Origin of the sequence: Flavobacterium esculini (assembly GCF_048284325.1) — a bacterium.
Taxonomy (GTDB): Bacteria; Bacteroidota; Bacteroidia; order Flavobacteriales; family Flavobacteriaceae; genus Flavobacterium.
In genome coordinates this window covers 15,024-40,062 of sequence record NZ_JBLVPI010000002.1, presented here as the reverse complement: position 1 = coordinate 40,062, position 25,039 = coordinate 15,024, and the positions used below count along the sequence as shown (strand labels likewise).

Sequence of the window (25,039 nt, the reverse complement as noted above, 5' to 3'; positions counted from 1 at the left end):
AAAAGATTAGTTAAACATCAAAACGGCAAATCATTAACTGGTAAACCGCTGTTTTGCGGGTCAAAGTTAGTGTTTTTTACGGATTCTGGATTTTGAATTTGTTTGTTGTTCTCGTTATCCTTTTTGGTGGTTAAAAAAGTAAACTCGGTTACTTGAATTTCAGTTGTGTATTTAGTAGAGCCATCCTCCGCTTGCCATTGTCGGGATTTTAATCGGCCTTCTACATAAATTTTATCCCCTTTCGAAAGGTACTTTTCACAAAGTTCGGCTGCTTTATTGCGTACAACCAAATTGTGCCATTCCGTAGAAGTGATTTTTTCATTGGTCGTTTTATTAATATAGACTTCGTTTGTCGCCAGTTGAAATCTACCGATACAATTTCCTCCATCAAAATAATGCATTTTGACATCATCACCAAGATGACCTATCAACATAACCTTATTCAATGTTCCGTTCATAATAGTAGAATTGTATTTCAATCAAAGATACATTTTTTTAGAAACTTTATAAATCCTTTTCAATAAAATTATGAATCACAATTGGGAAAGGAAATCTAATTAAAGTCGCAGCATCTATTCCGTTTTCAATTGTACCTTTTATATTTACTTTCCAAAACTTGATATGCAAGTGTTGGTGCGACAGTTTATGAATGATACACTTTTCATTACACTCCATTATACTGACGATCTCATTATTAGTAAAAAATTCTTTTTGAATGCGTTCCGCAATAAAACCAAAGTCTTCCACTTTTTCAGTTTCTATCAAAGGAAACTCATATAGATTATGCCAAATTCCTTTATCAGTTCGCTTTTGAATTACAGTATTTCCCTGTTCATCATTGACTACCAAATAATTAAAAAAGCGGCTCCTTACTTTCAATTTTTTAGATTTTACTGGCAATTGATCTACTTTGTTTTTTTGCAAAGCGGCACAACTTTCGTTAAAAACGCAAATACCACAATTCGGACTTTTAGGAACGCATTGCAAGGCACCGAACTCCATGATGGCTTGATTGAAAATCGCGGGATTGTCTTTTGGCATTAATTCAAAAGCCAGAGCAGCGAATTCTTTTTTGGCGGAAGCCGCAGCAATATCAGTTTCAACATCAAAATAACGCGACAAGACCCGGAACACATTTCCATCAACAACTGGAACCACTTCATTATAAGAAAAAGAAGCTATTGCGGCAGCGGTATATTCTCCAATTCCTTTTAATTGCAATAAGTCCTTATAACTAGTAGGGAAAACGCCTGCTAATTCATCAGCTACATGCTGAGCCGTTTTGTGTAAATTTCGGGCACGGGAATAATACCCCAAACCTTGCCAAAGTTTCAAAACTTGCTCCTCATCGGCTTTCGCCAAATCAAAAACAGTAGGAAATGCAGCTGTAAAAGACAGAAAATAAGGCATCCCCTGAGCGACTCTTGTCTGTTGCAACATAATTTCCGAGAGCCAAATAGGGTAAGGATTGGTTGTATTCCGCCAAGGCAAATCGCGCTTGTTATGTAAATACCATTGTATTAGCAAGTTAGAAAAAGTCATGTTTTAATTATTTGTTGGCAAAAGTAAAAGTTTATGTTATTAAAATTTAATGAATTAGCTTGAATAATTGTTTTTTAAATTCCTATATTTGCAAACTCAAAAAAATAGTACAACATAATAAATAGGAAAGAAAATGACGAAAGCAGATATCGTAGCAAAAATTTCAGAAAAATTAGGTCTTGAAAAAGGAGATGTGCAAGCAACTGTAGAGACTTTTATGAATGAAGTAAAAAATTCATTAGAAACTGGAGACAATGTTTATTTAAGAGGTTTTGGAAGTTTTATCGTAAAAACTAGAGCGGAGAAAACAGGTAGAAATATCTCTAAAAATACAACAATAAAAATTCCTGCACACAACATTCCAGCCTTCAAACCTGCAAAAGTTTTTGTTGAAGGAGTAAAAATAAATAACGAAGCAAAATAATAAATTAATTAATCATAAAATCTTCAAGATATGCCAAGCGGTAAAAAAAGAAAGAGACATAAGGTAGCGACTCACAAACGTAAAAAAAGAGCGAGAGCTAACCGTCACAAAAAGAAAAAGTAGTTTTAAACTACTTTTTTCTTTTTAAACGTTCATTGAAATTGAGATTTAAGATTGTAGATTACAGATTTAAGATTGCAGATTTTAAAAATCTAAAATCAAGAATCAAAACTCAGAAATCTAAAACCTCCCCGGGTTCAATACCTGTTAAAATATTGTTTAATCCATTTGTTCGCCTTGGCGAATAGATAAAAAATTTACAGTGTGAATAAAGAATTAATCATTAGATCTAGTTCTGAAGCAGTAGATTTTGCCTTATTAAAAGATGGAAAACTAATTGAATTACACAAAGAAGAAGAAAAAAGCAACTTCCAGGTTGGTGATATTTTTATTGCCAAAATTAGGAAACCCGTTGCCGGACTTAATGCTGCTTTTGTAAATGTAGGCTTCGAAAAAGATGCATTTCTACATTATCACGATTTAGGCCCTAATTTATCTTCCCAACTGAAATTCATAAAACTTGTAAGCGCAGGTAAATTAAAAGATTTCTCCCTAAAAAACTTTCAGTTTGAAAAAGAAATAGACAAAGATGGTACCATTACTGATGTATTGAGTGCCAATCAATCTATTTTAGTACAAGTCGTCAAAGAACCAATATCTACTAAAGGTCCAAGAATTAGCGCTGAGCTTTCTCTTGCCGGAAGATTTATAGTTTTAGTTCCGTTTTCTGACCGCGTTTCTATTTCTCAAAAAATAGAAGACAAAAAGGAAAAAGAACGCTTGAAACGATTGGTACAATCCATCAAACCAAAAGGATTTGGTGTTATTGTTCGCACAGTAGCCGAAGGCAAAAATACAGCCGAATTAGAAAAAGATTTGCAGAACCTGCTTAGCAGATGGACTGCAATGTGTAAAAAATTACCAACTGCTCATCATCCGTCCAAAGTATTAGGAGAACTCAACAGAGCCTCTTCTATATTAAGAGACGTATTTAATGATACCTTTAGTGGTATTCAAATTGATGATGAAGAGTTGTTCAACCAAACGAAGGATTATTTACAAGAAATTGCACCTTCAAAACAAACAATTGTTAAGTTTTATCAATCAAATGACACGCCTATTTTTGAGAAATACAACATAGAGAGACAAATCAAAACTTCTTTTGGAAAAACAGTGTCCATGAGTAAAGGGGCTTATCTTATTATCGAACATACTGAAGCTTTACACGTTATAGACGTAAACAGCGGAAACCGTTCTAATAAGGCTACCAACCAAGAAGACACAGCCATGGAAGTGAATATGATTGCTGCTGCCGAAATTGCAAGACAATTACGTCTTCGTGATATGGGCGGTATCATTGTAGTTGATTTTATCGATATGTCTAATCCAGAAAATCGTAAAGTTTTGTTCGAATTCCTAAGGGAAGAAATGAGCGATGATAAAGCAAAACACAAAATCTTACCTCCTAGCAAATTTGGATTAGTCCAGATTACAAGACAAAGAGTAAGACCAGAAGTAAACATTAAAACTAGAGAAGAAGATCCAAACAATGAAAATGGAGAAATTGAAGCTCCAATATTAATCATTGATAAAATTGCTTCCGATTTAGAAAGAGTTTTAAAAAATCACAAAGAAGTAGTACTTAATGTACATCCATTTGTGGCAGCATACCTTACCAAAGGTTTTCCATCATTACGTTCAAAATGGTTTCTTGAACATAAAAAGTGGGTGAAAATCATACCTCGTGACGCTTACACGTATTTAGAATATCATTTCTTCGATAAAAAAGAAAATGTTATTATAGAATAGATTCTGAAATAAAATTCAGAATAAAAAACCGCCTTTCGTGAGATTGGCGGTTTTTTTATGCTTTTTTTTTAGACGTTTTTGTGTTCTCCAAATCTTTGATCGCCGTTATAGCTTGTTCTGTTTTTTTATAAAAATACGACACTTGATTCAATAAAATCATCTCAGCATACTTAACATTGGTTTCACAATTTGATTTTATTTTTATAATATTTATCTTCTATTAAAAATACAGTAAGCTGTTATTTTTGTGAAAATATTTTTTTTTTAAAAATGAATGACCTTTTAACCATACTCAATAAAAACAGTCTGTTTTATAAAATTAATTTACTGTTGACAATAACTATTGCTGTTTTTTTGTGCGTTCTTTCAAGAACTGAAGGTTTTATTTTTCTGAATAGTTTTCACACAAAAACCCTAAAAATCTTCTTTCAGAATATCACTTTTTTGGGAGATGGTATGTTCACTTTTTTAGTTAGTTCAGTAATTCTTGTTTTTTCTAAAAAGCATAGAAAACTAGCTTTCCTTTTAATAATGGCTTATTTGTTTTCTGGTATATTTTCCCAAATTTTCAAATCAATTATTACTGCACCTAGGCCCAGTGTGTATTTTGCAGCCCATAAATACAAATTTTATTTAGATACTTTTGTGAATAGTAGAGTTGGATTTCGCAGCTTTCCTTCCGGCCATTCCGCATCCGCTTTTGCAATGGCCACAATTTTTTCTACTTATTTCACAAGTAAACGTGTTAGTGGTTTTTCATTTGGCTTTGGCCTTTTAATAGGATATTCCAGAATATATCTGGCCCATCATTTTTTAATAGATGTATTGGGCGGAGCTATAATAGGGATTTTGTTTGCGTCTTTATCTATAGTTTGGTACGATACAATCAGTTTAAAAATCATCAAAATAATTACTAAACAAAGACGTTTAATGCTAAAACCTTGGGGCACTACTTTTCCAAACTCTTCAATAACCAACGGCTAAATGGATTTCATTATATTTATAAAATTTGGATTAGTTGGCTTCACAGGTCTTGCAATCGATTTCTGTATTACTTGGTTTTGTAAAGAACAATTGCGACTAAATAAATATGTTGCTAACTCGTTAGGTTTTTCATTTGCCGTTGTAAACAATTATATTCTCAACAAATATTTTACTTTTCATAATAACGATAGCCATGTTGTATCTCAGTTTTTTAGTTTTTTGCTTATTTCAATTATAGGCTTTATATTAAATACAATTTTGCTTTATTTGCTTCAAAAAAACACGAAAATCAATTTTTATATATGCAAAGTAATCGTTACTATTATTGTGGTCGTTTGGAATTTTAGCGCCAACAAACTGTATACCTTTAAATTATAATGACAGAAAAGCACAAGCTATTATTATTGATACTTATTGCCACTTTAGTTAGGGGGATTATTGCAATTACAACAGGACTGGGCAACGATGAAGTTTATTACCTTACTTATGCCCAACATTTGCAATGGAATTATTTCGACCATCCACCTATGGTTGCCTTACTTATCAGATTGACAACTCTCAATTTGTTTTTCACAAACGAACTTTTCATCCGTTTAGGTTCTATTATTTTAGCAGGAGTTAACACCTATTTGATTTATACTATTTGCAAAAATATAAAGAATGAAAAAGCAGGTTTTATCGCTGCTTTATTGTTTACTGGTTCTTTTTATTCGAGTATAATTGCAGGTGTTTTTATTATGCCTGATTCCCCACAATTATTTTTTTGGATGATCTGTGTTTCTTTACTTATAAAAATTGTATCAGCTACCAAAACTGACACCAATCTAAATTATAATCTTTTACTTTTTGGACTAGTTACTGGCTTGTGTATTATGAGTAAAATACATGGTATATTTTTATGGTTCGGCTTTGCATTGTATATTTTATGCTATAAAAGGACTCTGCTGGCAAATGGATACCTCTATCTTGCGGTATTAATCACTATTATAATTATTTCACCCGTATTAATCTGGAATATTAATAATCATTTCATTACCTATACTTTTCACAGTAATAGAGTTTCCATTAATAGCGGTATTAATTCCAGTAGTTTTTTTAGAGAATTTTTTGGAGGTATTTTTTATAATAACCCGATTAATTATTTTTTGTTTATTGTATCAATAATTGCACTTTGGAAAAACAAACTCGATATCGCAGCGCCAATCAAAAGAGTACTTCTTTTATTAAGTATTCCATTAATTTTCTTGCTGCTTTTTATGTCATTGTTCAGAGATACGCTTCCACATTGGTCCGGACCGGCCTTTATAGCATTGATGATTCTCACCGCTTGTTACATTGCTGATGAAGTACAAACTTTAAAAAATAAAAATCTAAGATTAAATAAATTAGCCATTTCTTCTTGTATTTTCATATTGATAATAACAATTTCTGGAATTCTGTTAATTAATTACTTTCCCGGCACCATTGGAAATAAAAAAGAAGAATCGTTTGGTAAAGGTGATGTAACATTAGACATGTACGATTGGAATTTCTTCAAAAATGAGTTTCAAAAAACATATAAAAAAGAGATTGAATCTGGAAAAACGACTACAACTTTTATAATTAACAACAAGTGGTTTCCTGGTGCACATATCGATAATTATATTGCACAACCGTTGCATTTAGATTTCATTGCTGTTGGTAAATTAGAGGATATTCATACCTATGAATGGTTAAACAAATACAGAAAGAAACTAAAATATGGTGATGACGCCTACTTTATTACAGTATCCAATAATTTTAGCGATCCGAGTGAGCCATACAAAATAATGTTCGAAAAAATTAACACGCCAGTAGTCATCAGACAATTCAGGAATAAAAAGCATGTTAGAAATATGCTGGTTTATTTGCTTGAAGGATATAAAGCAAAATAACCGTTATTCTATATAATTATTTCCTTCTCTCCACAAAAAATCTTTTCATCAGCTCTGCAGCTTGCTCAGCTAAAACTCCAGAAACAACAGTAGTTTTAGGATGCAATTGTGTTCCCATTTTTGTAAAACCTCGATTTTCATCGGTTGCACCAAAAACAATTTTCGAAATCTGACTCCAGTACAAAGCGCCGGCACACATTTGGCAAGGTTCTAATGTCACATAAAGTGTGCACCCAATTAAATATTTACCCCCGAGATAATTCGCAGCAGCTGTAATAGCCTGCATTTCGGCATGAGCAGTAACGTCAACGAGCATTTCAGTAAGATTATGACCTCGGGCTATCACTTTATTATCAACGACAATAATGGCACCAACAGGAATTTCGTCTTTATCAAAAGCCATTTCGGCTTCTTGCAACGCTTTTTTCATAAAATATTCGTCGGTGAAAGGATTTATCATAGCTACAAAAATAAGAATTCAATTCGTACATTTGCTTTATGTCAGATAATTTACTTTCAAACATAAATAACCCAACCGATTTACGGGTACTCGACGAAGCCCAACTTCCTCAAGTTGCTCAGGAATTACGTGATTTCATCATCGATATTGTCTCAGTAAAAGAAGGTCATCTCGGCGCAAGTCTTGGCGTTATAGAACTCACTATCGCTTTGCATTATGTTTTTGATACACCAAACGATTTATTGATTTGGGATGTAGGCCACCAAGCCTACGGACATAAAATACTGACGGGCAGAAGAGAAAATTTTCATACCAATCGACAATTAGGGGGCATTTCGGGTTTTCCAAAAAGAAGTGAGAGTAGTTACGATGCTTTTGGCGTAGGCCACTCCTCTACTTCCATTTCGGCAGCTCTTGGAATGGCAATTGCTTCCAATTTGAAAGGCGACTTCAACAAACAACACATTGCAGTAATTGGAGACGCTTCCATCGCATCAGGAATGGCTTTTGAAGGTTTAAATCACGCAGGAGTCACTGATGCTAATTTATTGGTGATTCTGAATGACAACGCTATTGGCATTGACCCAAGCGTAGGCGCATTGAAAAAATACCTCACTGCAGTTAAAGAAGGAAAGAATCCAAGACAAAACAACATGATTAAGTCTCTGAATTTTAATTATTCGGGACCAATAGACGGACATGATATTTTTGCGGTAATTAAGGAATTAAAGCGATTACAGAAAACAAAAGGTCCAAAATTCCTCCATATCATTACCACCAAGGGAAAAGGACTGCAACAAGCCGAAGAGGATCAGGTGAAATACCATGCCCCCGGAAAATTTGATGCAAGCACAGGTGAAATCCACGTAAAATCCGAAGAAAATTTACCCCCAAAATACCAAGATGTATTTGGTTTGACCCTATTGGATTTAGCTAAAAAGAACGAAAAAATCATAGGAATTACTCCTGCAATGCCATCCGGAAGTTCCTTGAAATTTATGATGGAGGCTTTCCCAAAACGTGCTTTTGATGTAGGTATTGCCGAGCAGCATGCGGTGACTCTAGCAGCCGGAATGGCAACACAAGGTATGGTGGTTTTCTGCAACATCTATTCTACTTTTTTACAAAGAGGCTACGATCAGGTTATCCACGATGTGGCTATACAGAATTTACCGGTAATTTTTTGTTTGGACAGAGCTGGTCTAGTGGGTGAAGACGGCGCAACTCATCATGGCGTTTTCGATTTGGCTTTTTTACGATGCATTCCCAATATGATTGTTTATGCTCCATTAAACGAAATAGCTTTACAAAACATTCTATATACGGCACAGTTGGGCTTGAATAATCCAATAGCGATTCGTTATCCGAGAGGTCGTGGTGTCATTGAAAATTGGCATATTCAACATCTTGGCAAGTATGAAAAAATAGAAATTGGAAAAAGTATTTGCATCAAAAAAGGTTCGAAAGTAGCCGTTTTATCCAATGGTACAATTGGTAATAATGTTACTTTGGCTTTAGCCAAAATAAAAAACACAACAATCATTGCCCATTACGACTTTCCTTTCGTTAAGCCATTATACAACAATCAATTACATTCCATTTTTACTGAATTTAAACATATACTAACAATAGAAGACGGCGTTATCAAAGGCGGCTTTGGAAGTGCAATTCTCGAGTTTGCGTCCGAGAATAATTATACTTCAAAAATAACTGTTCTTGGGATTCCCGATGAATTTATCGAACAGGGCACTGTTACGGAACTACAACAATATTGCAAAATTGACGTTAAAAGTCTTGAAATACTTTTTTCGAGTTATTAAAATAATTATTTTTCGCCCTTAAATTTATACGATTTTATGAAATTACTATCCTACGCTTTACTCTTGTTTTCGCTAACAATTTCTATAAATAGTTTTTCTCAGGAAACACCAACAATGCCTATAACAGATGGCCTTATACCTACAACAACACTCGTAAAAGTAACCACATTCGAACCTTTGACAGTTGCACTAAAAATACACCCGCCAACCCCTATATATACGGTATCTCCCTGGACAAAAAAAAATAGTTTAGGCTTCTACCTCTCTGAAATTGCTTTTGTCAATTGGAGTGCTGGTGGAACAAGCTCCATATCTGGATTGGTTAAAGGTGATTTTACAAGAGTTTATGCCAAAAAAAATCGCAAATGGGTAAACGAACTTGTTATTCGATATGGTTTAAACAAACAAGATGGAATCGAAGTAAGAAAAACGGAAGATGCCATACGATTTAATTCCTCATTTGGGTATCGAAATGACACCCTTTCAAATTGGTACCACACTGCAAAATTCAACTTCAACTCACAATTTTCAAATGGTTATTCGTATCCTAATACAGAAATTGCCAAATCAAAACCTTTAGCGCCAGCATATGCATTTATGGGGATGGGAGCTGAAAACAGCAGTAAAGATAAAAATAGAATATTCTATATTTCCCCTTTTACTTTTAAAACCACATTGGTTTTAGATCAAAAATTAGCCAATCAAGGTGCCTTTGGTGTTGAAAAAGCAACTTATGACAGTGCTGGGCTTCTAATTTCTGAAGGTAAAATGTCAAAAACTGAACTTGGTTTTTTAGTGACTAGCTCTTATAAAAAAGAAATTGCCAAAAATATTAATATAGAAAACCGCTTAAGTTTATACTCTGATTACATTAATAATTTTGGCAATGTTGATGTTGATTGCGATTTAACATTAGACTTAGTTGTAAACCAATATGTAAAAGCAAATATAGGAACCCGAATAGTCTATGATGATGATATAAAAACAAAAAAAGAAATTGATGGCAAACAAATTACCGAAGGTCCAAAAACACAACTAAAACAACTTTTAGGTGTGGGAATAGTATATGCTTTCTAAAACAATTAAGCTTTTTTTCTTCCATTAATAGTTTCAAATAATTCGAGCGCATTCCCATCAGTCAGCAGCGATACATAATGACAAATATGAAGTAATCTTCCATAAAGATTTTCCTTTTCTAAATGATGTTTCTCTGGCAACATTTTCATAATGAGAGCATCATAATTTGATGCTTCTCCGTTGAATTTATTATTGAAAGCGGTTATGAATTTATCCAATAAAGTTTGTATAATTTGATATCCGACGATTTCTTTCTCGATGACTTCACGGCTTTGGTAAATGTTTTTAACGCTGATTTTAATGATATCATCCATCTGCGCTTTGTACTTACTTTTATCCATTATAGCATACGGAAATTTACCCTCCAAAATTAAGGCTTCATTTTCGATAAAAACTTTCACTGCATCATTAATTAAACTACCGATTGCCAAGGCTCTCAAATAACTTATTCTATCTTCTTTGGTTTCTAAAGTCTTGTATTTAGAAGTATCAATACTGTCTTTTACCAATTTTATCAAATATTCCAAGGCAAAATCCTCCGAAACTAACCCTAAATTGATTCCGTCTTCAAAATCGATAATGGTATAACAAATATCATCCGCAGCTTCGACTAAATAAGCCAAAGGATGTCTTTCGAAACCTATATTATCTCCTGATTTATTTAGAATCAAACCCATATCAGCAGCCACATCTTGAAAAAAGACTTTATCAGTTTGAAAAAAACCGTATTTTTTATCTGCAATAGCTGCGGTAGGTTTTTTCGGCAGACTTTCTTTTGGATATTTCATAAAAGCACCAAGAGTCGCATAGGAAATTCTAAGTCCACCTTCAATTCCGGGGCGACCTGCTGTCAGTACTGAAAATCCATTCGCATTTCCTTCAAAATCAATTAAATCCTGCCACTCTTTGGCTGTAAGCTGGTCTTTGTATTGCTGTCCTTTTCCAATCGAAAAATACTCTCCAATCGCTTTTTCTCCTGAATGTCCAAAGGGCGGATTCCCAATATCATGCGCCAAAGACGCTGCGGCAACAATAGCCCCAAAATCATTCATATGATAGCCATGAACTTCTTTCAAATGTGGATATTTTTCTATGATTTTCTTACCAACCAATCGCCCTAAAGAGCGTCCTACTACCGAAACTTCTAAACTGTGTGTTAATCTGGTATGTACAAAATCAGTTTTCGACAATGGAATAACTTGTGTTTTATCCTGTAAACTTCTAAAAGCAGACGAGAAGATTATACGATCATAATCAACCTCAAAACCCAAACGGGTATCGTCTTGTTCTACACGCAATCTTTTGCCCTTGTCGCCTTGTCTTCTTAGTGATAAAAGTTGTTCCCAGTTCATTATGATTTATAATTTCAGATTAACGAATTTTGATCTCCGATTTAAAAGAACCAAAAATACATTTTATTTTAAGATTTTACCCCGCAATTAAAATTCTCTTAAAACAAAAATTCCAACTCAATCATTTTGCATTGTTAAATAGCCAATGCCGTACTGTGCTTGATTTCTCCCATCACAAAAACACTTTGCGTATTCCCGATATTTTCGATAGTGGATAGTTTATTCATCACAAAATCTTGGTAACTGGACATATCTTCCACCAGGATTTTCAACATAAAATCATAATCTCCTGCAATGTTGTAGCATTCGATAATTTCAGGAAGGGCAACAATATCTTTTACAAAATTACTCCCCACATTTTTAGCATGTTCCTTTAGTCGTACATTACAAAAAACAGTCATTCCAAGATTTAATTTTTTCTTATCAAGCAAGGCAACATATTTCATAATATAGCCATCTCGTTCCAGTCTTTTTATCCGCTCATAGACTGGTGTAACCGTCAGAAATAATTTACTTGCTAGCTCTTTAGTATTGATATTGGAGTTTTCTTGTAGGTGTTTTAAAATTTGTAAATCAATGTTGTCTATATTTTCCATAGTATTTTTTACTGTTAAAAATCATTTTAAAAGTTTCATTCAGAACTAAAACCTGCCATATACTCATACAGCATTTTTATTCACTGAAACAATGCGCTAATTTAAGTTTAAATATCCAATACAATAACTTTGCATAGTAAAAAATACTATATACAATGAAAACAAACAATCTAGGTTATCCAAGAATTGGTAGCAACAGAGAATTAAAAAAAGCCTGTGAATCGTATTGGGCAGGAAAAATTTCTGTAGCAGAACTTTTAACTGTAGGTGCAACTATCCGCAAGGAAAACTGGCAGTTACAAGCCGAGGCCGGAATCGATTTAATCCCTTCCAATGACTTTTCGTTTTACGATCAAGTACTGGATTTATCACTTACATTAGGTGTTATCCCAAAACGCTATCAAGAATTAGCCAAAACAAACTCCATTATCGATTTGTATTTTGCCATGGCAAGAGGTTCACAAAAAGACGGAGAAGATGTGGTTGCCATGGAAATGACAAAATGGTTTGATACCAATTACCATTACATCGTACCGGAATTTACAAAAGATCAAGAATTTAAATTATTCTCCGAAAAAATAATCGACGAATTCAAAGAAGCCAATACTTTAGGAATTGCAACAAAACCGGTACTTATAGGACCTGTTACCTACTTACTCCTTGGAAAAGAAAAAGAAGAAGGGTTCCATAGAATAGACCTTATTGATAAATTACTTCCGGTATATTTTGAAATTCTTCAAAAACTGGAAAATGAAAATGTAAAATGGATTCAATTTGACGAACCCTTTTTGGCTTTGAATCTAACGGATAAAGAAAGAAGCGCTATCACTTATGTGTATACCGAAATCAACAAACGCTTCCCTAAAATCAAGCTAATTCTTGCAAACTACTTTGATTGTTTTGGCGAAAATCTTGAAACTGTTCTTGCGTTACCTGTTCACACTTTACATTTGGATTTGGTGCGTTGTCATTCGCAGTTGGATGATATTTTAGAATCCGGACAATTATCAGACAACGTAAATCTTTCCCTTGGCGTTGTCGATGGAAGGAACATTTGGAAAAATGATTTCAAAAAATCTTTAGCCCTTATCAAAAAAGCAACGGACGCACTTGGCGAAAACAGAATCCTAATTGCACCATCGTGTTCCCTTATTCACTCGCCATGTGATTTGGAACTAGAAACCAACAACACAACATTAACTCCTGAAATCAAACAATGGCTGGCTTTCGCCAAACAAAAAATCGATGAAGTAGTACTGCTTCAAAGCTTTGCTTTAAATGAGATAACTCAACATGAATCGGTTTTATTTCAAGAAAATACGATCGCCAACGAAAACCGAAAAACATCAAAATTAATCCATAATGATGCGGTAAAAAATCGTGTTGCCAGCATTACAACTGGTGATGATCAAAGACAAAATCCATTTTCCGTTCGAAGAAAAAAACAAATAGATGTATTGAATCTTCCCTTATTTCCTACTACAACTATTGGTTCTTTCCCGCAAACCACCGAAGTGCGTAGCTGGAGAGCGAAGTTCAAAAAAGGCGAATTAAACCAACAACAATATGATGATTTGCTTCAAAAAGAAACCGAAGAAACGATTCGTTTTCAAGAAGAAACCGGCATTGATGTATTAGTACATGGAGAATTTGAACGCAATGATATGGTGGAATATTTTGGTGAACAACTCGACGGATTTACGTTTACCAAAAATGGTTGGGTACAAAGTTACGGAAGCCGATGTGTGAAACCTCCCGTTATTTATGGCGATGTATCAAGACCAAATCCAATGACTGTGAAATGGTCGGCTTTTGCTCAATCGCTTACGCCAAAATGGGTAAAAGGAATGTTAACCGGTCCCGTGACTATTTTGCAATGGTCCTTTGTCCGTAACGATCAGCCGCGCTCGGAAACCTGTACCCAAATTGCATTAGCGATTCGAGATGAAGTTGTCGATTTAGAAAATGCAGGAATTAAGATTATTCAAATTGATGAACCTGCCATTCGAGAAGGATTGCCTTTACGCAAAGAAGAATGGGCAACGTATTTGGATTGGGCGGTAAAAGCGTTCAGAATTTCGGCAAGTGGCGTAAAAGATGACACACAGATTCATACGCACATGTGTTACAGCGAATTCAATGACATCATCCAGAATATTGCTGATATGGATGCCGATGTAATCACCATAGAATGTTCGCGTTCGCAAATGGAATTACTGGATGCTTTTGCCGATTTCAATTATCCAAATGAAATAGGGCCTGGTGTGTATGACATTCACTCGCCTCGTGTGCCTTCCAGTACCGAAATGGTAAAATTATTAGAAAAAGCTTCGGCAGTTATTCCTGTCGACCAACTTTGGGTCAATCCGGATTGTGGTTTAAAAACCCGTCATTGGGACGAAACTAAAAAGGCTTTAGTCGAAATGGTAGCTGCAGCTCAAGAGATGAGAATTGCTGTAGAAAACATTGCAACTGTTTAATCATTAAAAAAACCTAGTAGATTTAAAAATCTACTAGGTTTTGTTTTTAAGGGATACTGTTGTCAAACTACAATCTCATCTGATGGATCAAGTAATCTCTTTTTTTCTACAAATTCATACTTTTTCACCACATACGTAACGGACAATGTATCATGCCATCCTCGCTCAGCCATTAAAAAAGAAAAAGGCTCCAAAGGAATTAATCTCGATACTGTACGTATAATAATGCTTTTCATATTGGGTTTTGAACCGTCCTGCTTTACAACTAGTGTTTTTGTAAAATATTTAGCGAAGGTTCTGGAAAAATACATTTCAGTAATTGAGTAATAAAAAAACAGGATAATCAGTCCAAAAAAGAAGCTTTCAATTAGGCTTAATGATGTAACCCAATTCGACGCAGCATAACTATGAGTTAAATCTCCAATTATAGTTATGGTGGTGCCGATAGTGATTCCGATAATATAAATAATCAGTAGATCGATAAGGAAATTCAGGAAACGCTGGCTTTTGGAAGCTAATAAATCATCTGTAACAGTAAATTTTTTATTTTCCATTTTTATCGTTTTTGATTATAATAAAAGACTTTAAGGGCTAATAATTATCTCAAATATAGTGAATTATTTACAAATTTTACTCTTAAATCTTGGGGTTTTAGCCCCGATTGAAGTGGAAATCCTTTTTATTTTTTCTTTAAAAATAAAAAGATTGTAACGGAAAGCGGGAAATTGCTCCAAAAAAAAGCAGCTATCATTACAATAACTGCTTAAAATTTCTCCTTCGCCAAAATGTAAAAGGTTTATTTATACTGATTTTCGATCAAAAATCAAAAATCGTTAATCATCATTCTACAATTCCTAAGACCCACACATTTCACAATCGTCCGGACCAGCATTTTTAGACAATTCAATCATTGCTTTGTATTCTTCGGTAGTCATTTCTACTTGTTCTGCAACTACAGGAACAGCGATGGGTTGCTCTTTAATTTCGATTGGCTCCGCTTTTTTATCATTGTTCAATGTAAATTTAATTGCATCCACTGCAGCTTTTGTTCTTAAATAATACATTCCCGTTTTCAATCCGGATTGCCAAGCGTAGAAATGCATCGATGTCAATTTAGAATAATTGGCATTTTGCATGAATAAGTTCAACGATTGTGATTGATCCACAAAATAACCACGTTGACGCGACATATCGATAATGTCTTTCATGGACATTTCCCAAACGGTTTTGTACAGTTCTTTCAAGTCTTGCGGAATGTTTAAGTCTTGAACCGAACCGTTATTTCGCATTAACTCTTGTTTCAAGGTTTCGTTCCACAAACCACGCTCCACTAAATCGTGCAACAAGTGTTTGTTTACCACAATAAATTCTCCCGAAAGCACTCTTCTGGTATAAATATTAGAAGTATAAGGTTCGAATGCCTCGTTGTTACCCAAAATTTGAGAAGTCGAAGCCGTTGGCATTGGCGCTACTAACAAGGAGTTTCTCACTCCGTGTTCCATCACTTCTTTTCGCAAGGAAGCCCAGTCCCAGCGACCGGATAATTCCTCATCTTTCATTCCCCACAAATTGTACTGGAATTCTCCTTGTGACATTGGCGACCCTTCAAAAGTAGAATAAGGACCTTCTTCTTTGGCCATTTCCATTGAAGCGGTAACGGCAGCAAAATATAAAGTTTCAAAAATTTCCTGATTCAGTTTCTTCGCTTCGTCACTCGTAAATGGCAAACGCAACATAATGAAAGCATCGGCCAATCCTTGCACTCCAAGACCAACTGGTCTGTGACGCATATTCGAGTTTTCCGCTTCTTGTACCGGATAATAATTTCTGTCAATAACTTTATTCAAGTTTCTGGTCACGCGTTTTGTAACGGTGAACAACAAATCGTGATTGAATTTTTTGTTTTCCACAAACATTGGCAACGAAAGTGAAGCCAGGTTACAAACCGCAATTTCATCTTTCGAAGTGAATTCCATAATCTCGGTACACAAATTCGAAGAACGAATCGTACCTAGATTTTTTTGGTTTGATTTTCTGTTGGCAGCATCTTTGTACAACATGTAAGGGGTTCCAGTCTCGATTTGTGATTCCAGAATTTTCTCCCACAATTCATGTGCTTTGATGGTTTTTCTACCTTTTCCACGTTTCTCGTAATCAATGTACATCGCCTCAAATTCTTCACCATACACATCATACAATCCAGGACATTCATTAGGACACATTAATGTCCAATAACTGTCTTCCTGTACTCTTTTCATAAACAAATCTGAAGTCCACATGGCAAAAAACAAATCTCTTGCACGCATTTCTTCTTTTCCGGTATTCTTTTTCAAGTCTAGGAATTCAAAGATATCCGCATGCCAAGTTTCGATATAAATAGCAAAACTACCTTTACGTTTTCCACCACCTTGATCCACATAACGAGCGGTATCATTGAAAACACGCAACATCGGAACAATTCCATTTGAAGTTCCGTTTGTCCCACGTATGTAAGAACCGGTAGCCCTTACATTATGAATAGAAAGTCCAACTCCACCTGCCGATTGGGAGATTTTTGCCGTTTGTTTCAACGTATCATAAATCCCGTCAATACTATCATCTTGCATTGCCAAAAGGAAACAAGAAGACATTTGAGGCTTTGGCGTTCCAGCGTTGAACAATGTTGGCGTTGCATGCGTAAAGAACTTTTTCGACATTAAGTCGTAGGTTTCTATTACCGATTTCAAATCGTCTAAGTGAATCCCGACTGACACCCGCATTAACATGTGTTGCGGACGCTCTACAATTTTACCGTTTATTTTTAGCAAATACGATCTTTCCAAAGTTTTAAACCCAAAATAATCGTAATTGAAATCTCTATTGTATATAATATGTGAGTCTAGAAACTCCGCATTATCCATAATCACTTTATGTACTTCCTCAGAAAGCAACGGAGCATATTGACCGTTTCTTGGGTTTACATAATTGAACATATCATTCATCGTTTCCGAAAATGATTTTTTTGTATTCGAATGTAAATTTGAGATTGCAATACGAGCGGCTAATTGTGCATAATCCGGATGCGCAATAGTCATCGAAGCCGCAGTTTCGGCAGCAAGATTATCTAACTCAGATGTTGAAACACCATCATAAAGCCCTTCAATTACTCGCATTGCCACTTTCACGGCATCAACTAAATCATTCAAACCATAACATAGTTTTTTAATCCTATCTGTGATTTTGTCGAACATTACCGGCTCTTTGTGCCCATCTCTTTTAACTACGTACATACGCTTAATTGTTTTAAAAAACAGAAAATCCCTTTCCCGTTTTTGAGTATTTGTTTCATTTTTTTGGGAAGCTAATCCCGCTGTCATTCCAATCTTTCTAGTCCTGAACTTGTTTCAGGATCCTGAAACAAGTTCAGGACTAGAAAGGATATTCCCTTCCATCGGGGCTAAAATACCCGATGATGCGATAACTGTTTTCTAAAAATCAGCATCAAAACTAATTTTCTGAGCATCTTCATCGGTATTCATAACACCTGCTTTTTGATATTCGGCCACTTTCTTTTCAAAGAAATTTGTTTTCCCTTGAAGCGAAATCATATCCATGAAATCAAAAGGATTTGAGGTATTGTATTCTCTGTCGCAACCCAATTCTACTAATAATCGGTCGGCAACAAATTCTAAATATTGTGTCATTAATACCGCATTCATCCCTATCAAACTCACAGGAAGTGACTCCGTGATAAATTCTCTCTCTATATTCAAAGCATCGACAATAATACTTCTGATTCTTTCTTTTGGAACTTTATTTACCAAGTGGTGGTTGTGTAAATGCACTGCAAAATCACAATGAACGCCTTCATCACGAGAAATCAATTCGTTAGAAAACGTCAATCCTGGCATTAATCCACGTTTTTTCAGCCAATAAATAGAACAAAACGCTCCAGAAAAGAAAATTCCTTCCACCGCTGCAAAAGCAATCAAACGCTCTGCAAACGAATCAGATTCAATCCATTTCAAGGCCCAGTCTGCTTTTTTCTTAATCGCAGGAAAAACTTCTAAAGCATTGAACAATTCATCTTTCTCCACTTCATCTTTCACATAGGTATCAATCAACAAAGAATACGTTTCGCTATGGATGTTTTCCATCATGATTTGAAAACCGTAAAAGAATTTTGCTTCAGCATATTGCACTTCGTTTACAAAATTTTCAGCAAGATTTTCATTTACGATTCCGTCAGAAGCAGCAAAAAATGCTAAAATGTGTTTTACAAAATACCGTTCCTCGTCCGAAAGTTTGTTATTCCAGTCGTTTAAATCCTGTGACAAATCGATTTCTTCAGCAGTCCAGAAACTGGCTTCCATACTTTTATAAAATTCCCAAATATCATGGTGTTTGATAGGAAAAATTACGAAACGATTTTTATTTTCTTGTAAAATTGGTTCAACTTGCGCCATTATAATTGTTTATTTTATTGAGATTTTAACGAAATTTTATGCTTTCTGTGGATTACAAAGATTGTGAAATATTGCCGAAATTAAAAGTCAAACTTATTCACAATCGGACCTAGTTTTTAACAAATAGAAAAAATTAGGACCTTTTTCGCATAAACTATAAAAAACTGTATATCAGTTACTTAAAATCTAAAAAAGAGTGTAAAGTACCGTAAAATATAGGATTTTAAAAACAGAAAACAAGAAAAATTTATTTTTTTTTAGATTTATTTTTTCATGTCCAGAGCCACTTTTTCAAGCTCTGCATACCAGTCTTCTCCAAACTTTCTAACTAAGGCTTCTTTAACAAATTTGTAAACAGGAACTTCGAGTTCCTGACCTAAAGAACAGGCTGCATCACAAATATCCCATTTGTCATAATTGACAGCGGCAAACTCAGTAAAATCTTTTACACGAATAGGATATAAATGACAAGAAACTGGTTTTTTCCAGTCAATTATTCCTTGATTGTACGCTTGTTCGATACCGCAAAGTGCTGTTTTTCCGTCAAAAATCACGTAAGCACAATCTTTATCGTCAATCAGTGGTGTTTCAAGATCACCATCTGTCCCTGTTACCCAAGTCCCTTGCGCCTCAATAACAGCAATTCCTTGTTTACGAAGAAATGGTTTTACTTTAGGATAGATTTCTTCTAATATCTTAGTTTCCTCAATACTCAATGGAGCTCCGGCATCGCCATCTACACAACAAGCCCCTTTACAGGCTGATAAATTGCAAACAAAATCTTTTTTGAGTATGTCTTCTGAGACGATGGTTTTTCCTAATTGAAACATTCTTTTGGGTTACTGTGATTATAAAGAGCAAAGGTAGTCAAAGTAAATTGTATTTTTTTAGATAAAAATCAACTTTAACTTTATCAGAAAATTGAGTAACAAATCAACAGTAACAATCTAATATTAAGTATAGTATATAAAAAAAATAACCAAAATAATTATTCTTTTCCAATCTTAAAAAACTGCCTAAATAAATCACAATACCATTCTATTTTATCCGAAAAGTTTAACTTTGTAAATAAAAAGCTATGATAGGATTTGACATCAGAGAAATTGTTACCGTAAGTATGGTACTTTTTGCCGTAATTGATATCATTGGTACTATTCCTATTATCATCGATTTGAGAGCGAAATTCGGCCATATTGAATCCGAAAAAGCATCTTTGGCCTCCGGAGCAATTATGATTGTCTTTCTTTTTATAGGAGAAGAATTCTTAAATTTAATTGGAATCGATGTCAATTCTTTTGCAGTAGCGGGGTCTTTTGTCTTATTTTTTCTAGCATTGGAAATGATTTTAGGCATTCGATTGTATCGTGATGAAGCAGCTAGCTCCGCTTCAATTGTTCCTATCGCATTCCCACTTGTTGCAGGAGCAGGAACCATGACCACTTTATTATCCCTGAAAGCAGAATTTCAGACCATCAATATTATTGTTGCCATTATTTTAAACATTATTCTGGTATATATCGTTTTGAAATCTTCTGCTAAAATTGAACGGATGTTAGGAGAAAATGGACTTGGAGTCATCCGAAAGACTTTTGGAGTGGTACTTCTTGCAATTGCTGTTAAATTATTCGCTGCGAATGTTAAAGGTTTGTTTGTCTAAAATAAATTTTCATAAATTTACCCCATAACGCAATAATATAAAATAATTTGATTTTATTTGGACTTAAATTTCCAAAAGAAATATTCCTAACCATCTATTTTTATATTAAAAACAAAAAATCTTATGAAAATCTTTACTAACATTTTGATATTTTTAGCAGTTGCTCTAATTATCTTTAATATTACACGTCTTGATTTTAAGCATCTATTTCAAGGTGATAGCATGTACGCTCTAATTGGTGTTGCAGCTTCATTTTGTGCCGTTCTAATTCTTGTTATCTTTAGAATGTCGAAAGAAATTGAAAAAAAAATGCATGACTAACATATTTGATGTTCTAATTATTGGTGGCGGTGTTTCCGGAATGTCATGCACGCTCGTTTTGGGTTCCGCAAAAAACAAATCTTTTGCCACTGATAAAAAAATTGGTGTTTTCACTCATCAAAAAGCATCTGCTCTGCAAGATGCATTGTTTAATAATGCTTATGGAATCGCTGCAGGTAAACTAGGATCTGAATTATTGACCGAGAGTATTCAGCATCTTTCAGAAAGCTATCCACACATTACACAAATTCCGAATGAAAAAGTGCTGCAAATTGAAGGTGTTTTTCCTGAATTCACCATAACTACAAACAAGAGCACTTACAAAACCAGAACAATCGTCATTGGCATTGGGTCTGCAAACACTTTTGCAATAGACGGATTAATGCATTATGTAGAACCGCACAAAAAAGCACTTCCTGAAAAACAACGAATCCAACTTAAAAATAGTGACCACAAAGTTACTGATGGGATTTATGTTATAGGAACTCTAGCGGGCTGGAGAAGTCAACTGGCCATTGCTGCCGGAAGTGGCGCTGCCGTTGCTACTGACATTCTAACTTTATGGAATGGTGGCGTGCAAACGCATTGTCATGATAGTATTAGATAAATAGAATTTCATTGTGAAAAATCTCTAGAAAAATAATGGTAGGTTTACACTTTCATTAATCAATTTTTATGTTATCACTATTATTGAGCTTCATAAGACTCATCGTTTTTATAGTATTTGTTTCCTTTTTCTCGATTATTTTCTATTTCATGAGTTTCTTTTGGAGTGAAGAAACTAATTCTAAAAAAGCACTTGTATTACGCGATTTTTTAATAAAAACATCAAATGTAATTTTAGGTATACGCACCATCGTTTATGGCGAAAAACCCACCGTACAAGGGTTAATCGTGGCCAATCATTGGTCTTATTTTGACCCAATCGTAATTGTAAATCTAATCCATGCCTATCCTGTTGGAAAAATAGAAGTCGCTTCATGGCCACTTATTGGATACATCTGTAAAATATCAGGGGTGTTATTTGTGGACAGAAAATGTTCAAAAAGCAGACAAAACACCGCCGAAAATATTCGGGAAGTTCTTAGCAAAGGATACTCAATCATCAATTTTCCTGAAGGCACAACTCATGATTTGCCTACAACTCTAGCTTTCAATTATGGCTCATTTGTCATGGCAACCAAAATAGAATCCGCAGTTATACCTATTGCGATTGATTATAAAGAAAAAACGGATGCCTTCATAGGAAACGACACTTTTATTCCACATTTTTTAAAATGTTTTGGAAAACCTACCACCGAAATTAAAATAACTTTCTTTGCTCCTATTTACTCTGAGGATGCAACCTATCTATTGAACACATCCAAAGACATAATCGATAAAGAACTCATTCGCTATAGAAAAGATTGGGACAGTGAAAATTAGCTGTAATTTTATAAATTTAATCCGTGTAAAAAAGAGGCAATTCTTTACTATTGATTCTTTAAAACCGCTTTAATCATCGCGTCTTCTTTCAATACAATTTCATAGTAATACTTTTCACCATACAATTGTCTGGCGAATTCTCCAGCTACATAACGTTTTACTAACAACTTGCTTTTTCCAAATTTCAAATCCAATCCGTTTTCAAAAATATATTTTTGAAACGAATTGAAATACACATCCGTTTCATTCATCTTCGTCATGAATTGTTGAAAAGTTAATCCTTTAAAAGCATTTCTATTTTTGTCTAATTGCTCAAATACAAAATGTCCAACAACACCCGACTGCAACAAATAAGCAGTACTTTCATTCCCATGCTCTACTTCAAGCGGCACAAAAACATCCGGAACAATCCCTCCACCTCCGTATACGATTTTACCTTTTTTAGTTTTAAATTTTAAAGAATCCGAAACTTTTATACTGTCTTTTTCATACAGTTCCCCGTTTTCAAAACGATTATCCGATTCTTTAAAATACGCATCATTTCCTTTAGCATACGGCTTTTGAATGGAACGCCCGGTTGGCGTATAATATCTCGCAATAGTCAACCGAACTGCCGATCCGTCGTCAAAATCCATCTCGCGTTGCACCAATCCTTTCCCAAAAGAGCGTCGGCCCACAATTGTCCCCCTGTCATTATCTTGTATGGCTCCCGCGAGAATTTCACTTGCTGATGCACTGTTTTCATTAATTAATACAAAAACATTTCCGTTTTCAAAACTTCCTCTTTCAGTCGCAAAAGTTTTATCGGTGTTTCCTTTTTTATTTTTGGTAAAAACAATTAATTGTTTGTCTTTCAGTAATTCATCGGCAATTGCAATGGCTTCTTCCATATAACCGCCACCATTATCCCGAAGATCAATAATTAATGATTTAGCACCTTCTTTTTTCAACGCATCCAAACCTCTTTTAAACTCGCCGTAAGTAGTTTCGGCAAATCGATTTATTTTTATATAACCGGTATTATTTTTCAAAAGCATAGAAACATCAACGCTTTTCAGAGGAATGACATCTCGTTTTACTATTAATTTAATTTTTTTACGCTCTGATTTTCTGTAAACGGTAAGTTCAATTTCGGAACCTACAGTACCTTTTAGTTTAGAAAACAAACTGTCATTAGGCAATTTACGTCCAAATAATTTGGTTTTATCAGCATACAAAATTCGGTCGCCCGCTTTTATTCCTGCTTTTGCCGAAGGGCCATTTTCAACTGGTTTTATTATCGCCACCGAATCATTGTACATATAGAAATTGACACCTATACCCACAAAATCTCCTTTCATGCTTTCCACAACTTCAGCTTGCTCACTTGGTGGAATATATACAGAATGCGGATCCAATTTTGCCAAAATATTGTCAACGGTCAGATTTACAATAGAATCTGTATTGACATTATCAACATACTCATTATCAATAAAATCAATCAGTTTATTGAGTTTATTCTTCGAACTGTTTTTAGCAAAAAAGGAGCTTTGATTTGGAGCATTCAATAACCCGCCCAGAACAACTCCTAAACCAAGAGCCACACTAATAATTATAGGTAGGTATTTATTATCAGTTTTCATTTTATTCTTCTAATACTGGAATATGCTCCACTTCTACTCCCGCTTTTATCAAAAACTGAATTCCTGAATCATCACGATATCCATTGTGATACACCACTCTTTTTATCCCCGATTGATGGATTAATTTACTGCATTCTTTGCAAGGTGAAAGCGTAATATATAATGTTGCCCCTTCGCAAGACTGTGTTGATCGTGCCACTTTGAGAATAGCATTCGCTTCAGCGTGCAACACATCCCAACGCGTTAACCCTTCTTCATCTTCGCAACAGTTTTCAAATCCGGATGGCGTTCCGTTGTAACCATCAGAAATAATCATTCGGTCTCTTACGATGATTGCCCCCACTTGCTTTCTTTTACAATAAGACAAAAGTCCCCATTCAGTCGCAATTCTAAGATACGCTTTATCGTATTTATTTAATTTTTTTGATTCCATTATTTTTATCTAATCCAGATTTCATTTTCAATAATCATTGGCAAAACTACTCCTATTATAAAGGCTGACATCACCAAAGTCCAATCCCGTTTAGAGAATCTAAAAAAAGTTTGGATAATATAAGACAATACCAAAACAACAAAAACTACAATAATTTGAGCTGCTTCTATCCCCAATGCAAATTCGCCCAAAGGCAATAATTTAGAGGTTCCACTTCCTCCCAAAATTGATTTAAAATAGTTTGAAAAACCCAAACCATGAATAATCCCAAAGAAAAGTGTTATAAAAAACACCAAATTTATACTTTCTTTTTTACTGGATTTACCAGCCGTAAAAAGATTAAACAAGGCTGTTATTAATATCGTTATTGGTATCAACAACTCAACAACATTCACTTTTATTGCAATTATACCAAAAACGGAAAGTACTAAAGCCAACGTATGTCCAATTGTAAACAGCGTTATCAAGAGTACTATTCGCGGCCAATCCTTAAAAGAGAAAGGAACAGCTAATGCTATTAAAAACAAAACATGGTCATACGCATGAATATCCAAAACGTGTTTTAACCCTATTTGAAAGTAAATCCAAAATTCTGACATAGGTAATTTATTATATTGAT

The 25,039-nt window shown here is 34.5% G+C and carries 24 protein-coding genes; 12 read left to right on the top strand and 12 right to left on the bottom strand.

Going from position 1 to position 25,039, the window contains the following annotated elements:
- Positions 1–17: 17 nt before the first annotated feature.
- Positions 18–458 carry a single-stranded DNA-binding protein gene (locus tag ACNQGG_RS01875; RefSeq protein ID WP_417960995.1) on the bottom strand — a complete coding sequence of 147 codons (441 nt, stop codon included), beginning with the start codon at positions 456–458 and terminating at the stop codon, positions 18–20.
- Between the two features lie 46 nt (positions 459–504).
- Positions 505–1,542: an A/G-specific adenine glycosylase gene (gene mutY / locus ACNQGG_RS01870; RefSeq protein ID WP_417960993.1), complete on the bottom strand. Its 1,038-nt coding sequence runs from the start codon at positions 1,540–1,542 to the stop codon at positions 505–507.
- 133 nt (positions 1,543–1,675) lie between these two features.
- Between mutY and ACNQGG_RS01865 the strand changes: the two genes are divergently transcribed.
- The 5 genes from ACNQGG_RS01865 to ACNQGG_RS01845 all read left to right on the top strand — a co-directional run bounded on the left by ACNQGG_RS01865 (position 1,676) and on the right by ACNQGG_RS01845 (position 6,732).
- A complete protein-coding gene (locus tag ACNQGG_RS01865; protein WP_016989051.1) occupies positions 1,676–1,966 on the top strand; it encodes an HU family DNA-binding protein in 291 nt (96 codons plus the stop codon).
- Positions 1,967–2,290: 324 nt separating this feature from the next.
- Positions 2,291–3,835, top strand: a complete 1,545-nt coding sequence (locus ACNQGG_RS01860; RefSeq protein ID WP_417960990.1) for an Rne/Rng family ribonuclease — start codon at positions 2,291–2,293, stop codon at positions 3,833–3,835.
- Between the two features lie 270 nt (positions 3,836–4,105).
- Positions 4,106–4,819, top strand: coding sequence for a phosphatase PAP2 family protein (locus tag ACNQGG_RS01855; protein WP_417960988.1), 714 nt, complete (start codon positions 4,106–4,108; stop codon positions 4,817–4,819).
- The gene (locus tag ACNQGG_RS01850; protein ID WP_417960986.1) at positions 4,820–5,197 is read left to right on the top strand and encodes a GtrA family protein; all 378 of its coding nucleotides are present in this window, start codon (positions 4,820–4,822) and stop codon (positions 5,195–5,197) included.
- Positions 5,197–6,732, top strand: coding sequence for an ArnT family glycosyltransferase (locus ACNQGG_RS01845; protein WP_417960984.1), 1,536 nt, complete (start codon positions 5,197–5,199; stop codon positions 6,730–6,732). The genes ACNQGG_RS01850 and ACNQGG_RS01845 overlap by 1 nt, the downstream gene beginning before the upstream one ends.
- 16 nt (positions 6,733–6,748) lie before the next feature.
- Here ACNQGG_RS01845 and ACNQGG_RS01840 read toward each other — a convergent pair whose 3' ends face one another.
- Positions 6,749–7,192: a nucleoside deaminase gene (locus ACNQGG_RS01840; RefSeq protein WP_417960981.1), complete on the bottom strand. Its 444-nt coding sequence runs from the start codon at positions 7,190–7,192 to the stop codon at positions 6,749–6,751.
- Positions 7,193–7,230: 38 nt separating this feature from the next.
- On the opposite strand from ACNQGG_RS01840, the gene ACNQGG_RS01835 reads away from it, so the two are divergent.
- Together ACNQGG_RS01835 and ACNQGG_RS01830 are read left to right on the top strand one after the other, a co-directional pair.
- Positions 7,231–9,012 (top strand): 1-deoxy-D-xylulose-5-phosphate synthase, encoded by a 1,782-nt coding sequence (locus ACNQGG_RS01835; protein ID WP_417960979.1) that lies wholly within the window; start codon positions 7,231–7,233, stop codon positions 9,010–9,012.
- A 36-nt stretch (positions 9,013–9,048) separates the two neighbouring features.
- Complete coding sequence (locus ACNQGG_RS01830) at positions 9,049–10,089, top strand: DUF3078 domain-containing protein (protein ID WP_417960977.1); 1,041 nt, start codon at positions 9,049–9,051, stop codon at positions 10,087–10,089.
- Positions 10,090–10,094: 5 nt separating this feature from the next.
- Here ACNQGG_RS01830 and dgt read toward each other — a convergent pair whose 3' ends face one another.
- Both dgt and ACNQGG_RS01820 read right to left on the bottom strand, forming a co-directional pair.
- Entirely contained in the window at positions 10,095–11,441 is a 1,347-nt protein-coding gene (dgt, locus tag ACNQGG_RS01825) for a dGTP triphosphohydrolase (protein ID WP_417960975.1), read from the bottom strand.
- Between the two features lie 134 nt (positions 11,442–11,575).
- Positions 11,576–12,037, bottom strand: a complete 462-nt coding sequence (locus tag ACNQGG_RS01820) for an Lrp/AsnC family transcriptional regulator (protein WP_282710921.1) — start codon at positions 12,035–12,037, stop codon at positions 11,576–11,578.
- A 155-nt stretch (positions 12,038–12,192) separates the two neighbouring features.
- On the opposite strand from ACNQGG_RS01820, the gene metE reads away from it, so the two are divergent.
- Positions 12,193–14,517 (top strand): 5-methyltetrahydropteroyltriglutamate--homocysteine S-methyltransferase, encoded by a 2,325-nt coding sequence (gene metE, locus ACNQGG_RS01815; protein WP_417960973.1) that lies wholly within the window; start codon positions 12,193–12,195, stop codon positions 14,515–14,517.
- Between the two features lie 62 nt (positions 14,518–14,579).
- Here the strand turns inward: metE and ACNQGG_RS01810 are convergent, their stop codons facing one another.
- From ACNQGG_RS01810 to ACNQGG_RS01795, 4 genes are all read right to left on the bottom strand, one after another.
- Complete coding sequence (locus ACNQGG_RS01810; RefSeq protein WP_417960971.1) at positions 14,580–15,071, bottom strand: RDD family protein; 492 nt, start codon at positions 15,069–15,071, stop codon at positions 14,580–14,582.
- Positions 15,072–15,371: 300 nt separating this feature from the next.
- Positions 15,372–17,786, bottom strand: coding sequence for a ribonucleoside-diphosphate reductase subunit alpha (locus ACNQGG_RS01805; protein ID WP_282710924.1), 2,415 nt, complete (start codon positions 17,784–17,786; stop codon positions 15,372–15,374).
- Between the two features lie 198 nt (positions 17,787–17,984).
- On the bottom strand, positions 17,985–18,962 hold the full coding sequence (locus ACNQGG_RS01800; RefSeq protein WP_282727534.1) for a ribonucleotide-diphosphate reductase subunit beta: 978 nt from the start codon (positions 18,960–18,962) through the stop codon (positions 17,985–17,987).
- A gap of 263 nt (positions 18,963–19,225) precedes the next feature.
- The gene (locus ACNQGG_RS01795) at positions 19,226–19,792 is read right to left on the bottom strand and encodes a DUF3109 family protein (protein WP_417960969.1); all 567 of its coding nucleotides are present in this window, start codon (positions 19,790–19,792) and stop codon (positions 19,226–19,228) included.
- A gap of 248 nt (positions 19,793–20,040) precedes the next feature.
- Between ACNQGG_RS01795 and ACNQGG_RS01790 the strand changes: the two genes are divergently transcribed.
- The 4 genes from ACNQGG_RS01790 to ACNQGG_RS01775 all read left to right on the top strand — a co-directional run bounded on the left by ACNQGG_RS01790 (position 20,041) and on the right by ACNQGG_RS01775 (position 22,365).
- Positions 20,041–20,619 (top strand): MarC family protein, encoded by a 579-nt coding sequence (locus ACNQGG_RS01790; RefSeq protein WP_416856183.1) that lies wholly within the window; start codon positions 20,041–20,043, stop codon positions 20,617–20,619.
- 123 nt (positions 20,620–20,742) lie between these two features.
- Positions 20,743–20,940 (top strand): hypothetical protein, encoded by a 198-nt coding sequence (locus ACNQGG_RS01785; protein ID WP_416848202.1) that lies wholly within the window; start codon positions 20,743–20,745, stop codon positions 20,938–20,940.
- Position 20,941: 1 nt separating this feature from the next.
- Positions 20,942–21,547, top strand: coding sequence for an FAD-dependent oxidoreductase (locus ACNQGG_RS01780; RefSeq protein WP_417961557.1), 606 nt, complete (start codon positions 20,942–20,944; stop codon positions 21,545–21,547).
- 68 nt (positions 21,548–21,615) lie between these two features.
- Positions 21,616–22,365, top strand: coding sequence for a lysophospholipid acyltransferase family protein (locus tag ACNQGG_RS01775; RefSeq protein ID WP_417960968.1), 750 nt, complete (start codon positions 21,616–21,618; stop codon positions 22,363–22,365).
- Between the two features lie 47 nt (positions 22,366–22,412).
- On the opposite strand, the gene ACNQGG_RS01770 is transcribed toward ACNQGG_RS01775, so the two are convergent.
- From ACNQGG_RS01770 to ACNQGG_RS01760, 3 genes are read right to left on the bottom strand one after another with little or no spacing between them, the layout of a single operon-like run.
- A complete protein-coding gene (locus ACNQGG_RS01770; RefSeq protein ID WP_417960966.1) occupies positions 22,413–23,987 on the bottom strand; it encodes a S41 family peptidase in 1,575 nt (524 codons plus the stop codon).
- Between the two features lies 1 nt (position 23,988).
- Entirely contained in the window at positions 23,989–24,420 is a 432-nt protein-coding gene (locus ACNQGG_RS01765) for a deoxycytidylate deaminase (RefSeq protein ID WP_035669575.1), read from the bottom strand.
- Between the two features lie 5 nt (positions 24,421–24,425).
- Entirely contained in the window at positions 24,426–25,019 is a 594-nt protein-coding gene (locus tag ACNQGG_RS01760; RefSeq protein WP_417960963.1) for a HupE/UreJ family protein, read from the bottom strand.
- Positions 25,020–25,039 lie beyond the last annotated feature (20 nt).